Genomic DNA, 16866 nt, shown 5'->3' on the forward strand with positions numbered 1-16866 from the left:
GTGACGACTCCAGCCCCCGAGAGCCAGGCCTCCGGCCCCGAGACGCCCCCGGCCTCCCGTTGGCCGGCGATTCTCACCTGGCGCGCCCACAACGCGTCGCGGATGGAGTCGGTGCGGGTGACGCTGAACGGCAATCGCATCCGCGCCGCCGGTCGCATGATCGGCGGCGCGTGCGACGACCACCCGGCGTTCAGCGCGTCCTACGACCTGGTCACCGACGAGAGCGGCGCCACCAAGCGGCTCTCGCTGCGTACCACCACCGCCGCGGGTGAGCGGCACGCGTCCATCGCCAGGGACGAGGAGAACTACTGGCTGGTCGACGCGGGCGGCAGCCACGTGCGCTCCACCTTCGCCGGCGCCCTCGATGTGGACGTGGTGCTCAGCCCGTTCTTCAACACGCTGCCGATCCGCCGCTTCGACCTGCAGCACGCGGTGCACGACGTCCAGGTTCCGGTCGTCTACGTGCGCCTGCCCGACCTGCTGGTGCAGGAGGCGAGCCTCACTTACAGCAGCGCCGCCGACGGCATCAGCGTGCTGTCCCCGGTTTCCAGCGCGACGGTCACCGTCGACGCGGACGGCTTCCTGCTCGACTACCCGGGTCTCGCCGAACGCATCTGAGTTTTCAGCGCGTCGCGTTTTCTCGGCGGCGCTTCGGGATCAGGTCAGTCGAGTGATTACTCCGCCGCGTTGTCCGGCGTCCCGAAGGTTCGCGAGCCAATTGTGGTCGCCGGGGCGGATGTCGGTGATTTCCCACCGTTGTGCGGTTTCGTAGCGTTCCCGCGCATCGTGTCCGGCTTCGACGAGATCGGCCAGGGAATTGTCGGCGCGCAGGCTGTCGCGTGCGGCGCCGAGCACGGTGAGCGTTTCCTCGAGCACCGTCAACAGTGCTCCGGAATTCGGTTCGCAAATGGCGCGCACTAGATCGGGTGCGGTGCCCGCGACGCGGGTGCCGTCCCGGAAAGAGCCCGCCGCCAGCCCGAGCGCCAGCCCGCCGCCCGCCGCACCGGCCAGCGCCAGCGCCTCGGCGAGCACATGCGGCAGATGCGAGATCCGGGCCACCGCGCGGTCGTGCTCGTCCGCGACGATCGGGACGACCACCGAACCGCAGTCCAGTGCCAGCCGAACCACCCTGGACCATGGCTCGACATGGGTGCCCTCGTCCACGCCGACCGCCCACACGGCGTCCCGGAACAAGCCGGAATCGGTGGCTGCCCACCCGGATTCGGCGGTGCCCGCCATCGGGTGCCCGCCGACGTAGCGGGCCGACAAACCCTCGTTGCGCACCGCCTCGGCGACCGGTGCCTTCACGCTGACCACATCGGTCAGCGCGCAATCGGGCGCGTAGGTGGCGATGGCGGAGAGCAGGTGCCCGACCGCGGGCATCGGCACGGCGATGACGATCAGCGCGTCCGCCGCCGCGGCTCGGGTGAGCGCGGTGGGCAGTTCCTCGGTGACGTCGAAGCCGTCGGCCCGCGCGGCCTGTGCGCCGGTCGGCGATCGGTTGTAACCCCAGGCGTCGTACCCGGCGCCGACGGCCGCGCGCAGCAGGGAACCGCCGATCAAGCCGGTGCCGAGCACACACACGGACGCTTTCTCAGTCGAAGTCACCGGAACAGATTCGCATACGACTTCAACATTTCGGGTCGGGCAGACTACCGTTGCGCCCATGGCAGCACAGCGCTCGGGCACGAATAGGGCGGCGTCGGATGATTACGACGACGTAGAAGGGTTCGCAGTGGCGGTTGTCCGCGAAGAAGGCAAATGGCGGTGCAGCCCGTTGAGCCAGGCTGCGCTCACGGATTTGTCCGCCGCGGAAAACGAACTGAAGGCCTTGCGTAGCTCGGGAGCCGTGTTCGGTCTGCTGGACATCGATGACGAGTTCTTCATCGTCGTCCGGCCCGCGCCGAGCGGCACCCGGATGCTGGTTTCGGATGCGACCGCCGCCATTGATTACGACATCGCCGCGGACGTCCTCGACGCTCTCAACGTGGAAATTCCGGACATCGACCCCGACGAACTCGACGACATCGAGCCGTGGGAAGAAGGCGACCTCGGCGTGCTCGCCGACCTGGGTCTGCCCGAGCCGGTACTGAGCGTCATCCTCGCCGAGACCGACCTCTACCCCGACGAGCAACTCGGCATGATCGCCCAACGCCTCGGCTTCGCCGACGAACTCGCGGCGGTGCTGGACAAGCTCCCCCGCTGACATGACCGCCCCGTCGGACGCCGACATGGTGCGCGCCGCGATCGCCGCGGCCGCCGCGGCCGACCCACGCGACGTCCCCGTCGGCGCCGTCGTATTCGACTCCACCGGAAAGGAACTCGCGCGCGCGGCAAACGCGCGCGAGGCCCTCGGCGACCCCACCGCCCACGCCGAGATCCTCGCCCTCCGCCGCGCCGCCGAACTTCACGGCGACGGCTGGCGCCTGGAGGGCGCCACCTTAGCCGTCACCCTCGAACCCTGCACCATGTGCGCAGGCGCCCTCGTCCTAGCCCGCATCTCCCGCCTGGTCTTCGGCGCCTGGGAACCCAAAACCGGCGCAGTAGGCTCCCTCTGGGACGTAGTCCGCGACCGCCGCCTCAACCACCGCCCCCAAGTCCACGGCGGCATCCTCGAACCCGACTGCGCCGCCCTCCTCAACACCTTCTTCCAAACCCAGCGCTGAGCCCCACCTGACGCACGTTCCGCGCTCTTGACGCAGGCTGCAGCATGCGTCACGCGCACCTTCCGTGCGTCAAGTCACACGGGCACTGGTGGGTGTGCTGGTGATTTAGTGATTCGGGGGCGTTCCGGTATGGTTGTCGGCGGTGGCGTGTCCGAGCGGCCTAAGGAGCACGCCTCGAAAGCGTGTGAGGGGTAACCCCCCTCCGAGGGTTCAAATCCCTCCGCCACCGCCAAGAAGCCCTTCAGCTGCGCGAGCAGGTGAAGGGCTTTTTTATGCTGGTCGACCCGTCTTAAGGTGACGATTCCGACTGGAACTGCACTATGGCTGCGGCGTTGACGCTGACCCAGGACAGCAGGCCGTGTAATTGTTCGGCGACTTCCTTGCCCATCGGGGTGAGGGCGTAGGTGACCTGGGGTGGGGTGGTGGGTTCTACGGTGCGGTCGACGAGGCCGTAATTGGTGAAGGTGCGCAGGTTTTGGGAGAGCATCTTTTCGCTGATGCCACCGATGTTGTCGCGCAGGGCGTGGAAGCGCATCGGGCCGCAGCGCAAAGCGGAGAGGATGAGGACTCCCCAGCGGCTGGTCAGTTTGTCGAGAACGGTGCGGGCGGGGCAGTCGCTGTCGAATACGTCACGCTGGGCAGCGGGGGGCAGCTTGCTGTTCTGGAAACCTACGTCCACGCTATGAGCTTACTTCGAGGTAGGCCCTTACCTAGAGTTAGCTTCCTTCGTATCGTGAGCGCATGGCTCAACCGAACAGAATTCTGGCGATCGGCGCGACCGGTCATGTTGGCGGACAAGTGGTTTCGCAGCTGGCGAAGACCGGGGTGCAGGTGCGCGCACTGGTTCGCCGACCCGAAGCGGCTTCGCTGCCTGCCGATGTCGAGATCGCGCCAGGCGACCTGGCCGCACCGGAGACCCTGGCCCGTGCGCTCGACGGCGTGGACGCGGTGTACATGACTTGGCCCACTTTGCCTGCCGCCGTGGCGAACTCGGCGGTGCGGGTGATCGCCGAGCACGCGGATCGTCTTGTCCTGCTGTCCTCCGGCGCGGTCCGTGATGACACCTATGAGCAGGACAACCCGATCGGCGCGGCGCACGCGGCCGTCGAGCGGCCGATCGTCGAGTCCGGACTGGAGTGGACCTTCCTGCGGCCACACGGTTTCGCGACGAACACGCTGGAATGGGCACCGCAGATTCGCGCGGGCAATATCGTGCGCGGCGCCTACGGTGCGGCATCGATGACGTTGCTGCACGAGGCGGATATCGCCGCCGTCGCCGTTCGCGCGCTGACCACCGACGGGCACGCGGGCGCGAAATATGAACTGACCGGGCCGATTTCGCTGAGCAGAGTCCAACAGGTAGCCGCTATCGGCGCGGCACTGGGCCGCCCACTGGCATGGCAGGAACTCCCGCCGGAGCAGGCCGCACAGCACATGACCTGGCTGCCAGCGGAATACGCCGACTTCGTGCTGGCCGGGCTCGCCGCAATGGTCGACGCACCCGGACAGCCGACCTCGACGATTCAGGAGATCACCGGATCACCCGCCCGCAGTTATCAGCAGTGGGCCACCGACCACGCCGCGGACTTCGCCTGACGGCTAACCGATCCGCACGCAGGAACTGCCGGTGTCGAGCCCGCTGCCGACGACCTCGACGGTGATGAACTTCGTCGAGGTGTACTTGCCCGGTTCGCTCTGGATGCCGATCAGATTCTGCGAACCGACCCTGGTCGGCGTCCAGGTGGCGGTGACGGTGTTGTTCTCCGGATGGTGCACGACCTCGCCGGGGATCCGTTCACCGTTACCGGGGATCACCCCGCCGGCGAGCATGAAGAACACCGAGCCGGGCGGGATCACCGCATCGGTGACGGCGGCCGTCACGGTGTAGCGGCAGCCGGTCAGCAGCCCCTCGGCCCCGACGGCGGCGCTGACGGAGACCACGTCGGCGTTGGCCGGCGGACCGACGGTGGCGGCGGTGACGGTGAGGGCTGCGAAGACCGCGGCGCTCACGAGGGTTCGGGGAAAGGACCTGCTCATCGTGCTACCTCCTGGACAGGTGGGGTATGCCGGGCGAGCTGCGAGGGTCAAGTGCCGCGTGACAAGAGCGTAATCGGTGGCGGCATCCGGTACCCGAAACTCTTGATGAATCGTGCACCGACCTTGGCTTCTTCGGGCTCCAGCGGGCCGGCGCCGACCATGTTCATCATGCGGGTGGTCACGCCGAAGGTGGTACCCACCCACACGGCCTCCTCGAATGCTGCGGCGGAGACGCCCGCTTGCCGCACCTTGTCCGCGTCGCCGGGGGTGAGTCCGTCGGGGTCGCGGGCCAGCTTCTCCAGGAATTCGAGCATCGCCCGCGCCTCGGGGCGTAGCGGCGAGTCGTCGCCGGCGGCCAAGGCGAGGCGCACGACATTGCTGTCCACGTAGGCGCTGGCGATCGCGTGATGGGCCGACGCGCAGAAGGGGCACTCGTTGGTCTGCGCCGTGCCGGTGGCGAAGATCTCGCGTTCGCCCTCGGTCCAGAACGAGGGTCCGCGCATGGCCTGGTGCGTGAGGTCGGACAGCGGTGTCCCGAGAAAGCGATGCCGGTAGCACATCACCTTCAGCACGGCGGGCACGTCCCCTCTGGTGAAACGCCGCATCATGGCGAACATCCACCGGGTCGGCCGGTCATGTCCGGATTCGACTGCATTGAGCCACATTTCAGAGTCCTTCCCAGGCGCGGCGGGCGGCCCGCAGGCGCCGGTCGGCCGCCCCGTACGCCGCGAGGGCGGCTGCTTCGAAGATCTCGTCGTCGCTGTGACCCGCCGCCGTCAGTCCGGCGACGGTCGCTGCGGTAACCCGGGAGGAGCGCTGCGCGACCAGATCGGTAAAGGCGGTGAGCTCGGCGGGGATGCCGTCACCCTCTGTCGAATCGGTTGCGCGCCTGCGGATCTGCCGCCGCGCCTCGCCCGGTAGGCGTCCGGGCGCGGACTCGAGATGTTCGCCCAACCGCTGCCACTGCTCGTCCATCGACCGCTCCATCGGCCCATCATCTCTCGATCGGCGACGACACGCCCGCTCTCGAGCCGGCGAGCAATAGTTCACCCGCAACGGATATTTCGCGCGAACCGGGGTATACGCCGGATAGCTAAACGCGGGAAGGACGTGGTGGCCCATGCGCCGTCGAACAGTCCGCTCGAGACCGATGAGCGAGAGAAACATGAGAATCGGAAGCATTATTGTCCTGGTCTGGCTGCTGATCGGCGTTATCGCCGCAGCCCAGCGCGACTACTTCGACAGTGGCCCGGTGAACTGTGCCGGGTTCGGCACCATCGCCGTCACCGTGATCGCCGGTCCGCTCAACTACATGGGTGTGAACCCCAAGGTCGACGATTGCAATGTCCCGCAACCCAGTCCGTAGTCGCCAGACCCGGTGATCGCGGATAGCGCACCGGCCCAACCCATTCGGTGACCTCGCGCCCGGCAACGGGCGCGAGGTCCGCCGCGGCGCGCAGGATCCCTCGCTGCGTTCGGCGCGTCGCGTTCCGCGCCACATAATGAGCTTGCTCAAAGACGCCGACGAACGAGGCAGCGATGCGACTTGGCAGTTTGATTGTCGTGCTCTGGCTGGTGGTCGGTGTGATCGCCGCGGGCCAGCGCGACTACTTCGACAGCGGTCCGATCAATTGCGCCGGATTCGGCAATACCGCGCTCACCGTGCTCGCCGGCCCACTGAATTATGTGGGCGTGAACCCGAAGGTTGCCGACTGCAACGTGCCGCAGCCGAGCCCGTAGGGGATAAACCGTGCTCAGACGGGTATTCCCAGGTGGGGAGCACGGAAAGGGAGCGACGACATGCGCGACCACGAAATTCGCGACCGCGGTGTGCGCGGTCGAACAGTGCGCCATACAGGTACCCGGTTCTTCAGCTTTCTGTTGCTGATCTGGTTGGCCGTCGGCTTGCTCGCCGCCGGTCAGCGTCACTACTTCGACAGCAGTCCGACCAATTGCGCGGGCTGGGGCACCATCGCCGTCACCGCGATCGCCGGCCCGCTCAACTACATGGGTGTGAACCCGAAGGTCGACGACTGCACGTTGCCGCAGCCGAGCCAATAAACGACCTCGCCCCCACCGAGCGGTGGGGGCGAGTGTCCTTAACCGACGTCAGCCGATTGCCGCGCGTCGCCGGGCGTCGGCTGTCCACGCAACGCGAACAGCTTGGCGCCCTCCACATCGATGTCCGGCACGATCTTGTCCAGCCATCGCGGCATCCACCATGCCCACTTGCCCATCAGCGCGAGCAGCGACGGGATCAGCAGCATGCGCACCAGGAAGGCGTCGAACAGCACGCCGGCCGCCAGCGCGAAACCCATCATCTTCGCGGTGACATCGGATTCCAGCAGGAACGAACCGAACACCGAGATCATGATGATGGCCGCGGAGGTGACCACCCGGGCACCGTGGTGATAACCGCTGATCATCGCCTCCTTCGGCGGTTTACCGTGCACGTATTCCTCGCGCATCCGGGTCACCAGGAACACCTGGTAGTCCATCGCGAGGCCGAACACCAAGCCGATCAACATGATCGGCAAGAAGCTGACGATCGCCCGCGGGTCCTGGATCAACCCGAGCTTGCCCTCCTGGAAGATCAGCACCGTCGCGCCGAACGTCGCCGCCATGGAGAGCAGGAAGCCGAGCGCACCGGTGAGCGGCACCAGGATGGATCGGAAGACCAGAATCAGCAGGATGAACGCGGCGCCCGCGACGATCGCCATGTACGGCACGATCTTGCTGAGCAGCACATGGTCGATGTCGGCGTAGATGGCGGTGGTGCCGGTGATGCCGTATTCCATGCCGTACTCCGCTTCGAGCCGCCCCTCGGCGTCGCGGGCGTCGCGGACCAGGTCCTTGGTGGCTTGATCGTTCGGGCCTGATTTCGGCACACCGTTGATGACGGCGCCGAGTCCGTCCTGGCTCAGGCGCGGCTCGGTCACGTAGTCCATGTCCGGGTACGACGCCAGCTCGTCACGCAGGGAATTCAGGGCTGCGGTGCGTTTCTCGGCCGGTACGGCGGTGAGATCGACGGCTACTTGCAGCACGCCGTTGCTACCCTCCCCGAACCCGGCCGTGCGCAGCTCGTAGGCCTTCCGCACGGTGGAGGTCTTGGGCATGCTGTCCTCGCCGGGCAGCCCGAGGTTCATATTGGCGGCGGGCAGCGCGAGCAAACCGAGCACGACAACGCTGAGGACCAGCGCGACAGCAGGCGCCTTGCCGATCGCCTGGGCCACCCGCATGCCATTGGTGACCGAGCTGTCGTCCTCCGGATCGTGCTGCGCGATGACCGGCAGTTTCGGCTTGAACAGGAACCGCCCGAACGCACCGAGCAGCGCCGGCATCAGCGTGATGGCGGTGAGCACCGCGAACGCCGCGGCGACCGCGCCACCCAGACCCATGAAGGTGAGGAACCGAACGCCGACGATGCTGAGCCCGACCAGCGCGATGATCACGGTGAGACCGGCGAAGACCACCGCCGAGCCCGCCGTCCCGAGCGCGGTCCCCGCCGCTTCGTCCGGTGAATCCTGTACGGCCAGTTCATGTTTGTAGCGCGAGACGATGAACAGCGCGTAGTCGATGGACAACGCGATGCCGATCATCGAGGCGAGGAAGGTGGTGAAGCTGGGGATGGACAGGAACGAGGTGCCGAGGAAGATCAGCGAGGTGGCCGCACTCAGCCCGACGATCGCGGTGATGATCGGCACGAACGCGGCGACGATCGCGCCGAACGCCACGATCATCACGATCAGCGCGACGGCCATGCCGATCATCTCGGACTTACCGCTCGGCGCCTGCTGCTCCATCGCGATGGAGCCGCTCAGCTCGACCGACAGTCCCGCACCGCGCGCCTGGTCGGCTGCGTCGTAGGCGGCTTTGCGGTTGTCAGCGGTGACGTCGGTGAAGTTCTTGATCCCGAACGGCACGGAGAAGAACGCGACGGTATCGCGCTCGGTCTTGTTGAGCACGTTCAACGGCGCGCCGCTGCACTTCGAGGCGTCCGGGTCGGGGACGAGGCAGCCCATCTCCTCGGTCGCGGTGATCGGGTTGGGGATCGGCTTGCTGTGGTCGACGATGTCGAGCTGGTTCAGCTTCTCGATCAGCGCGTCGATCGCCTGCCGGTTGACCGGATCGGTGAGCTTCTGGCCTGCGGGCGCGCCGAGCACGTAGGTCCCGGTGACGGCGTCGAATTTGAACGCCTCGGACATACCGGGGAAGTGCTTGTCCAGGATCTGCGTCGCGCGCTCCGACGGCAGGTTGGGCATGCTGAAGTCGTCGCTCATCGGCTCCTTCAGCTGTGTTCCCAGCGCACCGAGAACCAGGAAGCCGACGATCCAGATGGGCAGCACTATCCACTTGTGGCGGAAGGCGAATTTTCCCCATCGGTACAGGTACACGGACACAGGGTTCTCCTCGCGGTGATCGAGTCGTGCCGGATCGAGCGACAAACCGCGCGCGGGCCGACTGCACCCGCCGGGGAACTACCGAGCTGGAGGCCGAACTGCTACTGAGTCTGCTGTGGACAGCGCACAAGATCAAGAACCGACCCCGGATACGACTCGGCCCCGCGCCCGAGAACGGGTGCGGGGCCGAGAGGTACTACCGGTGATCAGCTGACGCCGACCGGCTCCTTCACCGTGTCCGCCGAGCGCTGCTGCAGCTCACGCAGCTTCGCGCCTTCGACGTCGATGTCGGGCAGGATCCGGTCCAGCCACTGCGGAATCCACCAGGACCACTTGCCCATCAGGATCAGCAGCGACGGGATCAGCACCATCCGGACGATGAACGCGTCGAACAGCACACCGGCCGCCAGCGCGAAGCCGAACGACTTCGCCGTCACGTCGGTCTCCATCAGGAACGAGCCGAACACCGAGATCATGATGATCGCCGCGGAGGTCACCACGCGGGCGCCGTGGTGATAACCGGCGACGACCGCATCCTTGGGCGACTTGCCGTTGACGAACTCCTCGCGCATCCGGGTCACCAGGAACACCTGGTAGTCCATCGCGAGGCCGAACACCAAGCCGATCAACATGATCGGCAGGAAGCTGACCAGCGGATGCGGGTCCTCGATCAGCCCGAACTTGCCCTCCTGGAAGATCAGCACGGTCGCGCCGAACGTCGCCGCCATGGAGAGCAGGAAGCCCAAGGCCGCGGTCAGCGGCACCAGGATCGAGCGGAACACCAGGATCAGCAGGACGAACGCGGCGCCGGCGACGATCGCCAGGTACGGCACGATCTTGCCGAGCAGCACGTTGTCCACGTCGGCATAGATGGCGGTGGTGCCGGTGATGCCGTATTCCATGCCGAACTCGGCCTTCAGCTGGCCTTCCGCGTCGCGGGCGTCGCTGACCAGATCCTTGGTGGCCTGGTTGTTCGGACCCGACTTCGGCACGCCGTCGAGCAGCACGCCCTGCTTGTCCTCGCTCCACTGCGGCTCGGTCACGTAGTCCATGCCGGGGTAGGCGGACAGCTTGTCGCGCAACGCCTTGACCGCGTTGTCCCGGTTCTCCGCAGGCACCTTCGACAGGTCGGCCACCACGTTCAGCACGCCGTTGCTGCCCTCACCGAACCCCTCGGTGCGCAGCTCGTATGCCTTGCGAATGGTGGAGGTCTTCGGCTGGCTGTCGTCACCGGGCAGGCCGAGGTTCAGGCCGGCCGCGGGCGCGGCCAGCGCGCCGAGCACCACGACGCTGAGGATCAGCGCGACCCACGGCGCCTTGCCGATCAGCTTGCCGAAACGCATGCCGTTGGTGACCGAGTTGTCGTCCTCGGGGTCGTGCTTGGCGACCAGCGGCAGCTTCGGCTTGAACAGGAACCGGCCGAACGCGCCGAGCAGCGCGGGCATCAGCGTGATCGCGGTGAGCACCGCGAATCCGGCAGCGATCGCGCCGCCCAGCCCCATGAAGGTCATGAACTGCACGCCGACGATGCTGAGCCCGCCGAGCGCGATGATCACGGTCAGACCGGCGAACACCACCGCGGACCCGGCCGTGCCGAGCGCGGTACCGGCCGCTTCTTCCGGCGAATCCTGCACTGCCAGTTCATGTTTGTAGCGCGACACGATGAACAGCGCGTAGTCGATGGACAGCGCGATGCCGATCATCGAGGCGAGGAAGGTGGTGAAGCTCGGCACCTCGATCACCGAGGTGCCCAGCATGATCAGCGAGGTGGCCGCACCGAGGCCGACGATCGCGGTGACGATCGGCACGAAGGCGGCGACGATCGCGCCGAACGCCACGATCATCACGACCAGCGCGACGCCCATGCCGATCAGCTCGGACTTGCCGCTCGGCGCCTCCTGCTTCATCGCGATCGAGCCGCTCATCTCGACGGTCAGCCCGGCGTTGCGCGCGTCGGCGGCGACGGCGTAGGCCGCGTCGCGCTGCTCGTCGGTGACGTCGGTGAACTTCTTGATGGCGAACGGCACGTTCAGCACCGCGACCGAGTCGGGCACGGTCTTGCTCAGCACGTTCAGCGGCGCGCCACTGCACGATCCCGGATCGGGATTGGCCAGACAGCCCATCTTGTCGGCCGCTTCGACCGGGTTAACAATCGGCTTGCTGTGGTCGACGATGTCGAGCGCGCCGAGTTTGGCGATGAAGGCGTCCAGGGCCGTGCGGTTCACCTGGTCGGTGAGCTTCTGGCCGGCCGGCGCGCCGATCACATAGGTGCCGGTGACAGCGTCGAACTTGAACGCCTCCGAGGCACCGGGAAAGTGCTGGTCGAGAATGTCGTTGGCGCGGGCCGACGGCAGGTCCGGCATGCTGAAGTCGTTGGTCATCGGCTTGCTGAGCTGGGCGCCGAGGCCGCCGAGCAGCAGGAACAGCACGAGCCAGGCGGGCAGTACTATCCACTTTCTTCGGAAAGCGAACTTTCCCCATCGGTACAGGTAAACGGACACGAAGGAATCTCCTAGCGATAGCTGGGTGCGTGCTGATCAAGCCGGAGACAGCACTCGCGGGGCGCCCTGCCTGTCCCCGCCTCCACTGGCGCTTTCTGCCTACCGTGCGGTAGGTAGACTATCGAGGTCTAAGCGGAGGCACAACCTCAATTTCGCGGGCATCGTTAGCTCGGCGCACGAATGGTGAGAGGATCACTTGATGGCCGCTCGTTCCGTCCCCGCCACCGTTGCCGCTGGTCGGGGCACTAAATCCGCGATACGCGACGCCGCGGTGAAGCTGTTCGGTGACAAAGGATTCGAGCAGACCAGCCTGCGCGAGGTCGCCGATGCGGTGGGAATCACAAAGGCGTCGCTCTACTATCACTACGCCTCGAAGCTCGATCTGCTGCATGCGATCATCGATCCGATCATCGATCACCTGCGTTCGGTGGTCGTCGATCTGGACCGGACGCCGCGCGACGCGGACGGCATTCGCTACGTGCTGCGCAGCTACCTGCGCGGCATGGTGCACCACCGCGACGCGGGGGCGCTGGTGCTGCGCGACACCGTGACGATCGTCAACGCGGTGGCCGACCGGCATCCCGATCTCGTCGACGACGACCAGACCCTGCGCGAATGGCTGGCCGGCCCGGACGCCACCGATGAAGCCAAGCTGCGCGCCAGCGCCGCGCTCGCGATGCTCGGCGTCGCGCTGATGTCCAAGGAGTTCGCACCCGGCGCCGACGACGCGCTGGTGGAAGCCACGCTGCTCGATGCGGCGACCTGCGTGCTGACACCGCTGCGTAGCGCGTAGATTGCAGCTACTCGTCGGACCACCGCAAACGCCAGGAGACGCTGTGCACATCACCGCGAAGGTCGACTACGCGGTGCGGACGCTGCTCGAAATCGCCCGCGCACCGCGGTTGAATCAGGTCCCGAGCGGCCCGGTCGTGCAGGCGGCGCCGGTCGTCAAGGCCGACGCCATCGCGACCGCTCAGCGCATTCCGCCGAAGGTGCTCGAGACCGTGCTCGGCGACCTGCGCCGCGCCGATCTGGTGATCAGCAGGCGCGGCCCCGACGGCGGTTACTGGCTGGCCCGCCCGGCGTCGGAGATCTCCATCGCCGACGTGATCAGGGCGATCGAGGGTCCGCTCGCCTCGGTGCGCGGCGAGCGGCCTGAGGATGTGACGTATTCGGGTGCGGCCGAATCGCTGCAACGGGTCTGGATCGCGTTGCGGGTGAATATTCGTACGGTGCTGGAGAACGTGTCGATCGACGAGGTCGCCGACAATCGGCTGCCCGAGTTCGTCGATGCGCTCACCAACGACCCGGGTGCGTGGGCGCGTAGAGAGCATCCGCTGAATTAGGCGGCTGGATGACTGAGCACCGGCTGAATCAGCCGCCAGCGCCGGGCAATCGGACGGCAGGCGCCGGGGTGAGCGCCTCGACTGGAGGGTATTGATGCTGGTCAGAAATGTTTACGACGCCCGTCACCGGTTGCCGGTAGCCTGCGATCCATCATGCTGATTCGACTACTGCGCACCTATCTGCACCCCTACCGCGCCCAGCTGGCCGGGGTCGTTGTGCTGCAGTTGATCTCGGTGATCGCCATGTTGTATCTGCCGAGTCTCAACGCCGACCTCATCGACAACGGCGTCACCAAGGGCGATATCGGATATATCTGGAGCACCGGCCTGTGGATGCTCGCGGTCACCGGCGTGCAGATCGTGGCCTCGGGCTGCTCGGTGTACCTCGGGGCGCAGGCGGCCATGGGCGCGGGCCGCGATATGCGCGGCGCACTGCTGCACCGGGTCGGCACCTTCTCCGCGCGGGAGGTCGGCATGTTCGGCGCACCTTCGCTGATCACCCGCAATACCAACGACATTCAGCAGGTGCAGCTGCTCATCGCGATGTCGGCGACCATCCTGGTGATGGCGCCGATCATGTGCGTTGGTGGCATCGTCATGGCGTTGCGCGAAGACCTCGGGCTGTCCTGGTTGCTGTTGATCGCGGTGCCCGCGCTCGGCCTGTCGATGGCGTTCATCATCAGCAAGATGGTGCCCGGCTTCCGGGACATGCAGACCAGGATCGACGAGGTGAACCGGGTACTGCGCGAGCAGATCACCGGCATCCGCGTCGTCCGGGCCTTCGTCCGGGAACGCCAGGAGACCTGGCGCTTCGGCGTCGCCAACTCCGAGCTGACCGATACCGCGCTGCGCGTCGGCAGGCTGATGGCGCTGATGTTCCCGCTGGTCATGCTGATCAGCAATGTCACCGCCGTCGCGGTGATCTGGTTCGGCGGGCACGCCGTCGACGCGGGCACCATGCAGATCGGTTCGCTCACCGCGTTGCTCTCCTACATCATGCAGATCCTGATGGCGGTGATGATGGCCTCGTTCCTGGCCATGATGGCGCCGCGCGCCGCGGTCTCCGCCGACCGGATCGGCGAAGTGCTCGAGACCGAGTCGTCGGTCGTCCCGCCGCCGCTGCCGCAACCGTTCCAGGGCGACCCCGCCGACGTCGACTTCCAGTTCGCCGAGTTCGCGTTCCCCGGCGCTGAGAAGCCCGTGCTGAAAGCCATTCGGTTCCAGGTGAAGCCGGGCACCACCACCGCCATCGTCGGTGCCACCGGTTCGGGCAAGACCACGCTGCTCAATCTCATTCCACGGCTGATGGACGTCACCGACGGCGCGGTCTACCTCGGCGGCACCGACGTCCGGCACATCGACCTCGAACTGCTGCGTGCGCAGATCGGCCTGGTCCCGCAGAAGGCCTATCTCTTCTCTGGGACGGTGGCCACCAACCTGCGTTACGGCAATCCGGACGCCACCGACGCGGACCTGTGGCGCTGCCTGGAGATCGCGCAAGCCGACGACTTCGTGCGCGCCATGCCGCAGGGCTTGGACACTCCGGTCGCCCAGGGCGGCACGACTGTCTCCGGTGGTCAGCGCCAGCGGCTCGCCATCGCGCGGGCACTGGTCAAACAACCCCGGGTGTATCTGTTCGACGACTCCTTCTCCGCGCTCGACGTGGCAACCGACGCCCGATTGCGGGACGCGCTGCGGCCGGCGACCAAGGATTGCGCGATGATCATTGTGGCGCAACGGATTACCACGATTCGCGACGCGGACCAGATCGTGGTGCTGGAGGACGGCGAGATGGCCGGGGTCGGTACGCACGAGCAATTGATGCGCGACTGCAAGGAATATCAAGAGATCGTGTCGTCCCAGCTGAGCGCGGAAGAGGTGCGATGAGGCCAGGAATGCCGGCCCCCGGTGCGCCGGACGCCAAGCCCAAGTCGTTCGGACCGTCGCTCAAGCGATTGCTGCGCAGGCTCGCGCCGGAACGCATGTTCGTCTGGCTGGTCGTAGTGCTCGCCATCGTCTCGGTGGTGCTGAACACGCTCGGTCCGTACCTGCTCGGTAAGGCGACCAACATCGTCTTCGACGGTGTGGTCGGCAAGCAGCTGGATGTGCCTGCGGGGACCACCAAGGAGCAGGCGGTCGAGTACCTGCGGGCCAAGGGCGACAACACCTTTGCCGACATGCTCAGCGCCATGCACGTGGTGCCCGGGGTCGGCGTCGACTTCGACGCGGTCGGCCGGGTGCTGCTGCTGGTGCTCGCCCTCTACCTCGGCGCGTCGGTGTTCGGCTGGTTGCAGGCCTACCTGCTCAACCTGGTGATCAACCGGACGGTCAAGCGGCTGCGCAGCGACATCGAGGACAAGATCCATCGACTTCCGTTGCGCTACTTCGATTCGCAACCGCGCGGCGACGTGCTGAGCCGGGTCACCAACGACGTCGACAACGTCGCGCAGAGCCTGCAGCAGACGATGAGCCAGTTGATCGTCTCGGTGTTCACCGTGCTCGGCATCCTGGTCATGATGTTCTGGATCTCGCCGCTGCTGGCGCTGATCGCCCTGCTCACCGTGCCCGCCGCCGTGTACGTCACCGCGCTGATCGCCAAGCGCTCCAAGCCGCACTTCGTGGCCCAGTGGAAGAACACCGGTCTGGTGAACGCGCAGGTCGAGGAGGCCTACACCGGGCACGAGATCGTCACCGCGTTCGGCCGTAACCGTGAGGTCGGCGCGGAGTTCGACAAGCGCAACGAGGAGCTCTACCAGTCGAGTTTCAAGGCGCAGTTCATCTCCGGGCTGATCATGCCCGCGATCATGTTCCTCGGGAACGTGAACTTCGTGCTGGTGGCGCTGGTCGGCGGCCTGCGGGTCGCGACGGGCCAGCTCTCGCTCGGCGACGTGCAGGCTTTCATCCAGTACTCGCGTCAGTTCAGCCAGCCGCTCACCCAGATCGGCGCGATGGCCAACCTGCTGCAGTCCGGCGTCGCCTCGGCCGAGCGGATCTTCGAGATCCTCGACGCCGAGGAGCAGAGCCCCGACCCGGCGGTGGCCGACACCCGCCCGGTCGACCGCGGGCAGGTCGAGTTCGAAGGCATCTCGTTCCGCTACGAACCGGAGCAGCCGGTGATCGAACGGCTGTCGTTGCTCGCCGAACCCGGCCACGTGGTCGCCATCGTCGGCCCGACCGGTGCGGGCAAGACCACGCTGGTGAATCTGCTGATGCGGTTCTACGAGCTGGACTCCGGCGCGATCACCATCGACGGCGTCGACATCACCCGGATCAGCCGCGACCACCTGCGTTCCCGCATCGGCATGGTGCTGCAGGACACCTGGCTGTTCAAGGGGACCATCCGGGAGAACATCGCCTACGGCAACCCGAACGCCAGTGAAGAGGACATTCTCGCTGCCGCGCGGGCCGCGTATGTGGACCGTTTCGTGCACGCGCTGCCCGACGGCTACGACACCGTCATCGACGAGGAGGGCTCCGGCGTCAGCGCCGGTGAGAAGCAGCTGATCACCATTGCCAGGGCGTTCCTGGCGAAACCGTCCATCCTGATCCTGGACGAGGCGACCAGCTCGGTGGACACCCGCACCGAACTGCTGGTGCAGCACGCGACCGCGGCCCTGCGCCGCGACCGCACCAGTTTCGTCATCGCGCACCGCCTGTCCACCATCCGCGACGCCGACCTTATCGTCGTCATGGAGGCGGGCCGCATCGTCGAACACGGCACCCACGAACGGCTGCTGGCAGAACGCGGCGCCTACTACCGCCTCTACAACGCACAGTTCGCGGCGGCAGCGGCAGAGGTGTAGGCGGGATCGACAACGCCCGGCTCGCGAAGGGGTAGCTCAGGTCGAGAGCGCTCAGTTCACCGGCTATCGGCTGCCTCGGTGAGCAGCGAGTCGCGGACCTGGGAGGATGTCCG

18 protein-coding genes and 1 tRNA gene are annotated in these 16866 nt (G+C 66.6%); 12 read left to right on the forward strand and 7 right to left on the reverse strand.

Going from position 1 to position 16866, the window contains the following annotated elements; genetic code table 11:
• Complete coding sequence (locus tag DBO33_RS02925) at positions 1 to 618, forward strand: putative glycolipid-binding domain-containing protein (protein WP_107653662.1); 618 nt, start codon at positions 1 to 3, stop codon at positions 616 to 618.
• Between the two features lie 39 nt (positions 619 to 657).
• On the opposite strand, the gene DBO33_RS02930 is transcribed toward DBO33_RS02925, so the two are convergent.
• Entirely contained in the window at positions 658 to 1608 is a 951-nt protein-coding gene (locus DBO33_RS02930) for a prephenate dehydrogenase (RefSeq protein ID WP_234390668.1), read from the reverse strand.
• A 58-nt stretch (positions 1609 to 1666) separates the two neighbouring features.
• Here DBO33_RS02930 and DBO33_RS02935 point away from each other — a divergent pair, with 58 nt between their 5' ends.
• The 3 genes from DBO33_RS02935 (at position 1667) to DBO33_RS02945 (ending at position 2898) form a co-directional block, all read left to right on the forward strand.
• Positions 1667 to 2206, forward strand: coding sequence for a tRNA adenosine deaminase-associated protein (locus DBO33_RS02935; protein ID WP_107653664.1), 540 nt, complete (start codon positions 1667 to 1669; stop codon positions 2204 to 2206).
• Position 2207: 1 nt separating this feature from the next.
• A complete protein-coding gene (locus DBO33_RS02940) occupies positions 2208 to 2666 on the forward strand; it encodes a nucleoside deaminase (RefSeq protein ID WP_107653665.1) in 459 nt (152 codons plus the stop codon).
• 141 nt (positions 2667 to 2807) lie between these two features.
• Positions 2808 to 2898 (forward strand) — tRNA-Ser (locus DBO33_RS02945).
• Positions 2899 to 2955: 57 nt separating this feature from the next.
• On the opposite strand, the gene DBO33_RS02950 is transcribed toward DBO33_RS02945, so the two are convergent.
• Positions 2956 to 3345 carry a winged helix-turn-helix transcriptional regulator gene (locus DBO33_RS02950; protein ID WP_107653666.1) on the reverse strand — a complete coding sequence of 130 codons (390 nt, stop codon included), beginning with the start codon at positions 3343 to 3345 and terminating at the stop codon, positions 2956 to 2958.
• Positions 3346 to 3407: 62 nt separating this feature from the next.
• Here DBO33_RS02950 and DBO33_RS02955 point away from each other — a divergent pair, with 62 nt between their 5' ends.
• Positions 3408 to 4262 carry an NAD(P)H-binding protein gene (locus DBO33_RS02955; protein ID WP_107653667.1) on the forward strand — a complete coding sequence of 285 codons (855 nt, stop codon included), beginning with the start codon at positions 3408 to 3410 and terminating at the stop codon, positions 4260 to 4262.
• A 3-nt stretch (positions 4263 to 4265) separates the two neighbouring features.
• On the opposite strand, the gene DBO33_RS02960 is transcribed toward DBO33_RS02955, so the two are convergent.
• From DBO33_RS02960 to DBO33_RS02970, 3 genes are read right to left on the reverse strand one after another with little or no spacing between them, the layout of a single operon-like run.
• The gene (locus tag DBO33_RS02960; RefSeq protein WP_159080102.1) at positions 4266 to 4703 is read right to left on the reverse strand and encodes a hypothetical protein; all 438 of its coding nucleotides are present in this window, start codon (positions 4701 to 4703) and stop codon (positions 4266 to 4268) included.
• Positions 4704 to 4750: 47 nt separating this feature from the next.
• Positions 4751 to 5368, reverse strand: coding sequence for a carboxymuconolactone decarboxylase family protein (locus DBO33_RS02965; protein ID WP_107653669.1), 618 nt, complete (start codon positions 5366 to 5368; stop codon positions 4751 to 4753).
• 1 nt (position 5369) lies between these two features.
• Positions 5370 to 5690, reverse strand: a complete 321-nt coding sequence (locus DBO33_RS02970) for a hypothetical protein (RefSeq protein WP_107653670.1) — start codon at positions 5688 to 5690, stop codon at positions 5370 to 5372.
• Positions 5691 to 5868: 178 nt separating this feature from the next.
• Here DBO33_RS02970 and DBO33_RS02975 point away from each other — a divergent pair, with 178 nt between their 5' ends.
• The 3 genes from DBO33_RS02975 (at position 5869) to DBO33_RS02985 (ending at position 6764) form a co-directional block, all read left to right on the forward strand.
• A complete protein-coding gene (locus DBO33_RS02975) occupies positions 5869 to 6069 on the forward strand; it encodes a hypothetical protein (protein WP_107653671.1) in 201 nt (66 codons plus the stop codon).
• Positions 6070 to 6242: 173 nt separating this feature from the next.
• Positions 6243 to 6443 carry a hypothetical protein gene (locus DBO33_RS02980; protein ID WP_107653672.1) on the forward strand — a complete coding sequence of 67 codons (201 nt, stop codon included), beginning with the start codon at positions 6243 to 6245 and terminating at the stop codon, positions 6441 to 6443.
• Positions 6444 to 6503: 60 nt separating this feature from the next.
• The gene (locus DBO33_RS02985; RefSeq protein WP_199857077.1) at positions 6504 to 6764 is read left to right on the forward strand and encodes a hypothetical protein; all 261 of its coding nucleotides are present in this window, start codon (positions 6504 to 6506) and stop codon (positions 6762 to 6764) included.
• Positions 6765 to 6802: 38 nt separating this feature from the next.
• Here the strand turns inward: DBO33_RS02985 and DBO33_RS02990 are convergent, their stop codons facing one another.
• Complete coding sequence (locus DBO33_RS02990) at positions 6803 to 9103, reverse strand: MMPL family transporter (protein ID WP_107659921.1); 2301 nt, start codon at positions 9101 to 9103, stop codon at positions 6803 to 6805.
• Between the two features lie 206 nt (positions 9104 to 9309).
• The gene (locus tag DBO33_RS02995) at positions 9310 to 11604 is read right to left on the reverse strand and encodes an MMPL family transporter (protein WP_107653673.1); all 2295 of its coding nucleotides are present in this window, start codon (positions 11602 to 11604) and stop codon (positions 9310 to 9312) included.
• A gap of 199 nt (positions 11605 to 11803) precedes the next feature.
• Here DBO33_RS02995 and DBO33_RS03000 point away from each other — a divergent pair, with 199 nt between their 5' ends.
• From DBO33_RS03000 to DBO33_RS03015, 4 genes are all read left to right on the forward strand, one after another.
• On the forward strand, positions 11804 to 12397 hold the full coding sequence (locus DBO33_RS03000; RefSeq protein ID WP_107653674.1) for a TetR/AcrR family transcriptional regulator: 594 nt from the start codon (positions 11804 to 11806) through the stop codon (positions 12395 to 12397).
• A gap of 43 nt (positions 12398 to 12440) precedes the next feature.
• On the forward strand, positions 12441 to 12950 hold the full coding sequence (locus DBO33_RS03005) for an RrF2 family transcriptional regulator (protein WP_107653675.1): 510 nt from the start codon (positions 12441 to 12443) through the stop codon (positions 12948 to 12950).
• Between the two features lie 153 nt (positions 12951 to 13103).
• Positions 13104 to 14837, forward strand: a complete 1734-nt coding sequence (locus DBO33_RS03010; protein ID WP_107653676.1) for an ABC transporter ATP-binding protein — start codon at positions 13104 to 13106, stop codon at positions 14835 to 14837.
• Positions 14834 to 16753: an ABC transporter ATP-binding protein gene (locus tag DBO33_RS03015; RefSeq protein ID WP_107653677.1), complete on the forward strand. Its 1920-nt coding sequence runs from the start codon at positions 14834 to 14836 to the stop codon at positions 16751 to 16753. The genes DBO33_RS03010 and DBO33_RS03015 overlap by 4 nt, the downstream gene beginning before the upstream one ends.
• Positions 16754 to 16866: the final 113 nt, after the last annotated feature.

The organism is Nocardia suismassiliense (assembly GCF_900269665.1).
In the GTDB taxonomy this organism is placed as follows: domain Bacteria; phylum Actinomycetota; class Actinomycetes; order Mycobacteriales; family Mycobacteriaceae; genus Nocardia; species Nocardia suismassiliense.

What these genes read in the sequence shown, in the direction of transcription:
- DBO33_RS02935 (WP_107653664.1), top strand. Translation starts at nt 1,667, where the DNA reads ATGGCAGCACAGCGCTCGGGCACGAATAGGGCGGCGTCGGATGATTAC.
- DBO33_RS02940 (WP_107653665.1), top strand. Translation starts at nt 2,208, where the DNA reads ATGACCGCCCCGTCGGACGCCGACATGGTGCGCGCCGCGATCGCCGCG.
- DBO33_RS02955 (WP_107653667.1), top strand. Translation starts at nt 3,408, where the DNA reads ATGGCTCAACCGAACAGAATTCTGGCGATCGGCGCGACCGGTCATGTT.
- DBO33_RS02960 (WP_159080102.1), bottom strand. Translation starts at nt 4,703, where the DNA reads ATGAGCAGGTCCTTTCCCCGAACCCTCGTGAGCGCCGCGGTCTTCGCA.
- DBO33_RS02965 (WP_107653669.1), bottom strand. Translation starts at nt 5,368, where the DNA reads ATGTGGCTCAATGCAGTCGAATCCGGACATGACCGGCCGACCCGGTGG.
- DBO33_RS02970 (WP_107653670.1), bottom strand. Translation starts at nt 5,690, where the DNA reads ATGGAGCGGTCGATGGACGAGCAGTGGCAGCGGTTGGGCGAACATCTC.
- DBO33_RS02975 (WP_107653671.1), top strand. Translation starts at nt 5,869, where the DNA reads ATGAGAATCGGAAGCATTATTGTCCTGGTCTGGCTGCTGATCGGCGTT.
- DBO33_RS02980 (WP_107653672.1), top strand. Translation starts at nt 6,243, where the DNA reads ATGCGACTTGGCAGTTTGATTGTCGTGCTCTGGCTGGTGGTCGGTGTG.
- DBO33_RS02985 (WP_199857077.1), top strand. Translation starts at nt 6,504, where the DNA reads ATGCGCGACCACGAAATTCGCGACCGCGGTGTGCGCGGTCGAACAGTG.
- DBO33_RS03000 (WP_107653674.1), top strand. Translation starts at nt 11,804, where the DNA reads ATGGCCGCTCGTTCCGTCCCCGCCACCGTTGCCGCTGGTCGGGGCACT.
- DBO33_RS03010 (WP_107653676.1), top strand. Translation starts at nt 13,104, where the DNA reads ATGCTGATTCGACTACTGCGCACCTATCTGCACCCCTACCGCGCCCAG.
- DBO33_RS03015 (WP_107653677.1), top strand. Translation starts at nt 14,834, where the DNA reads ATGAGGCCAGGAATGCCGGCCCCCGGTGCGCCGGACGCCAAGCCCAAG.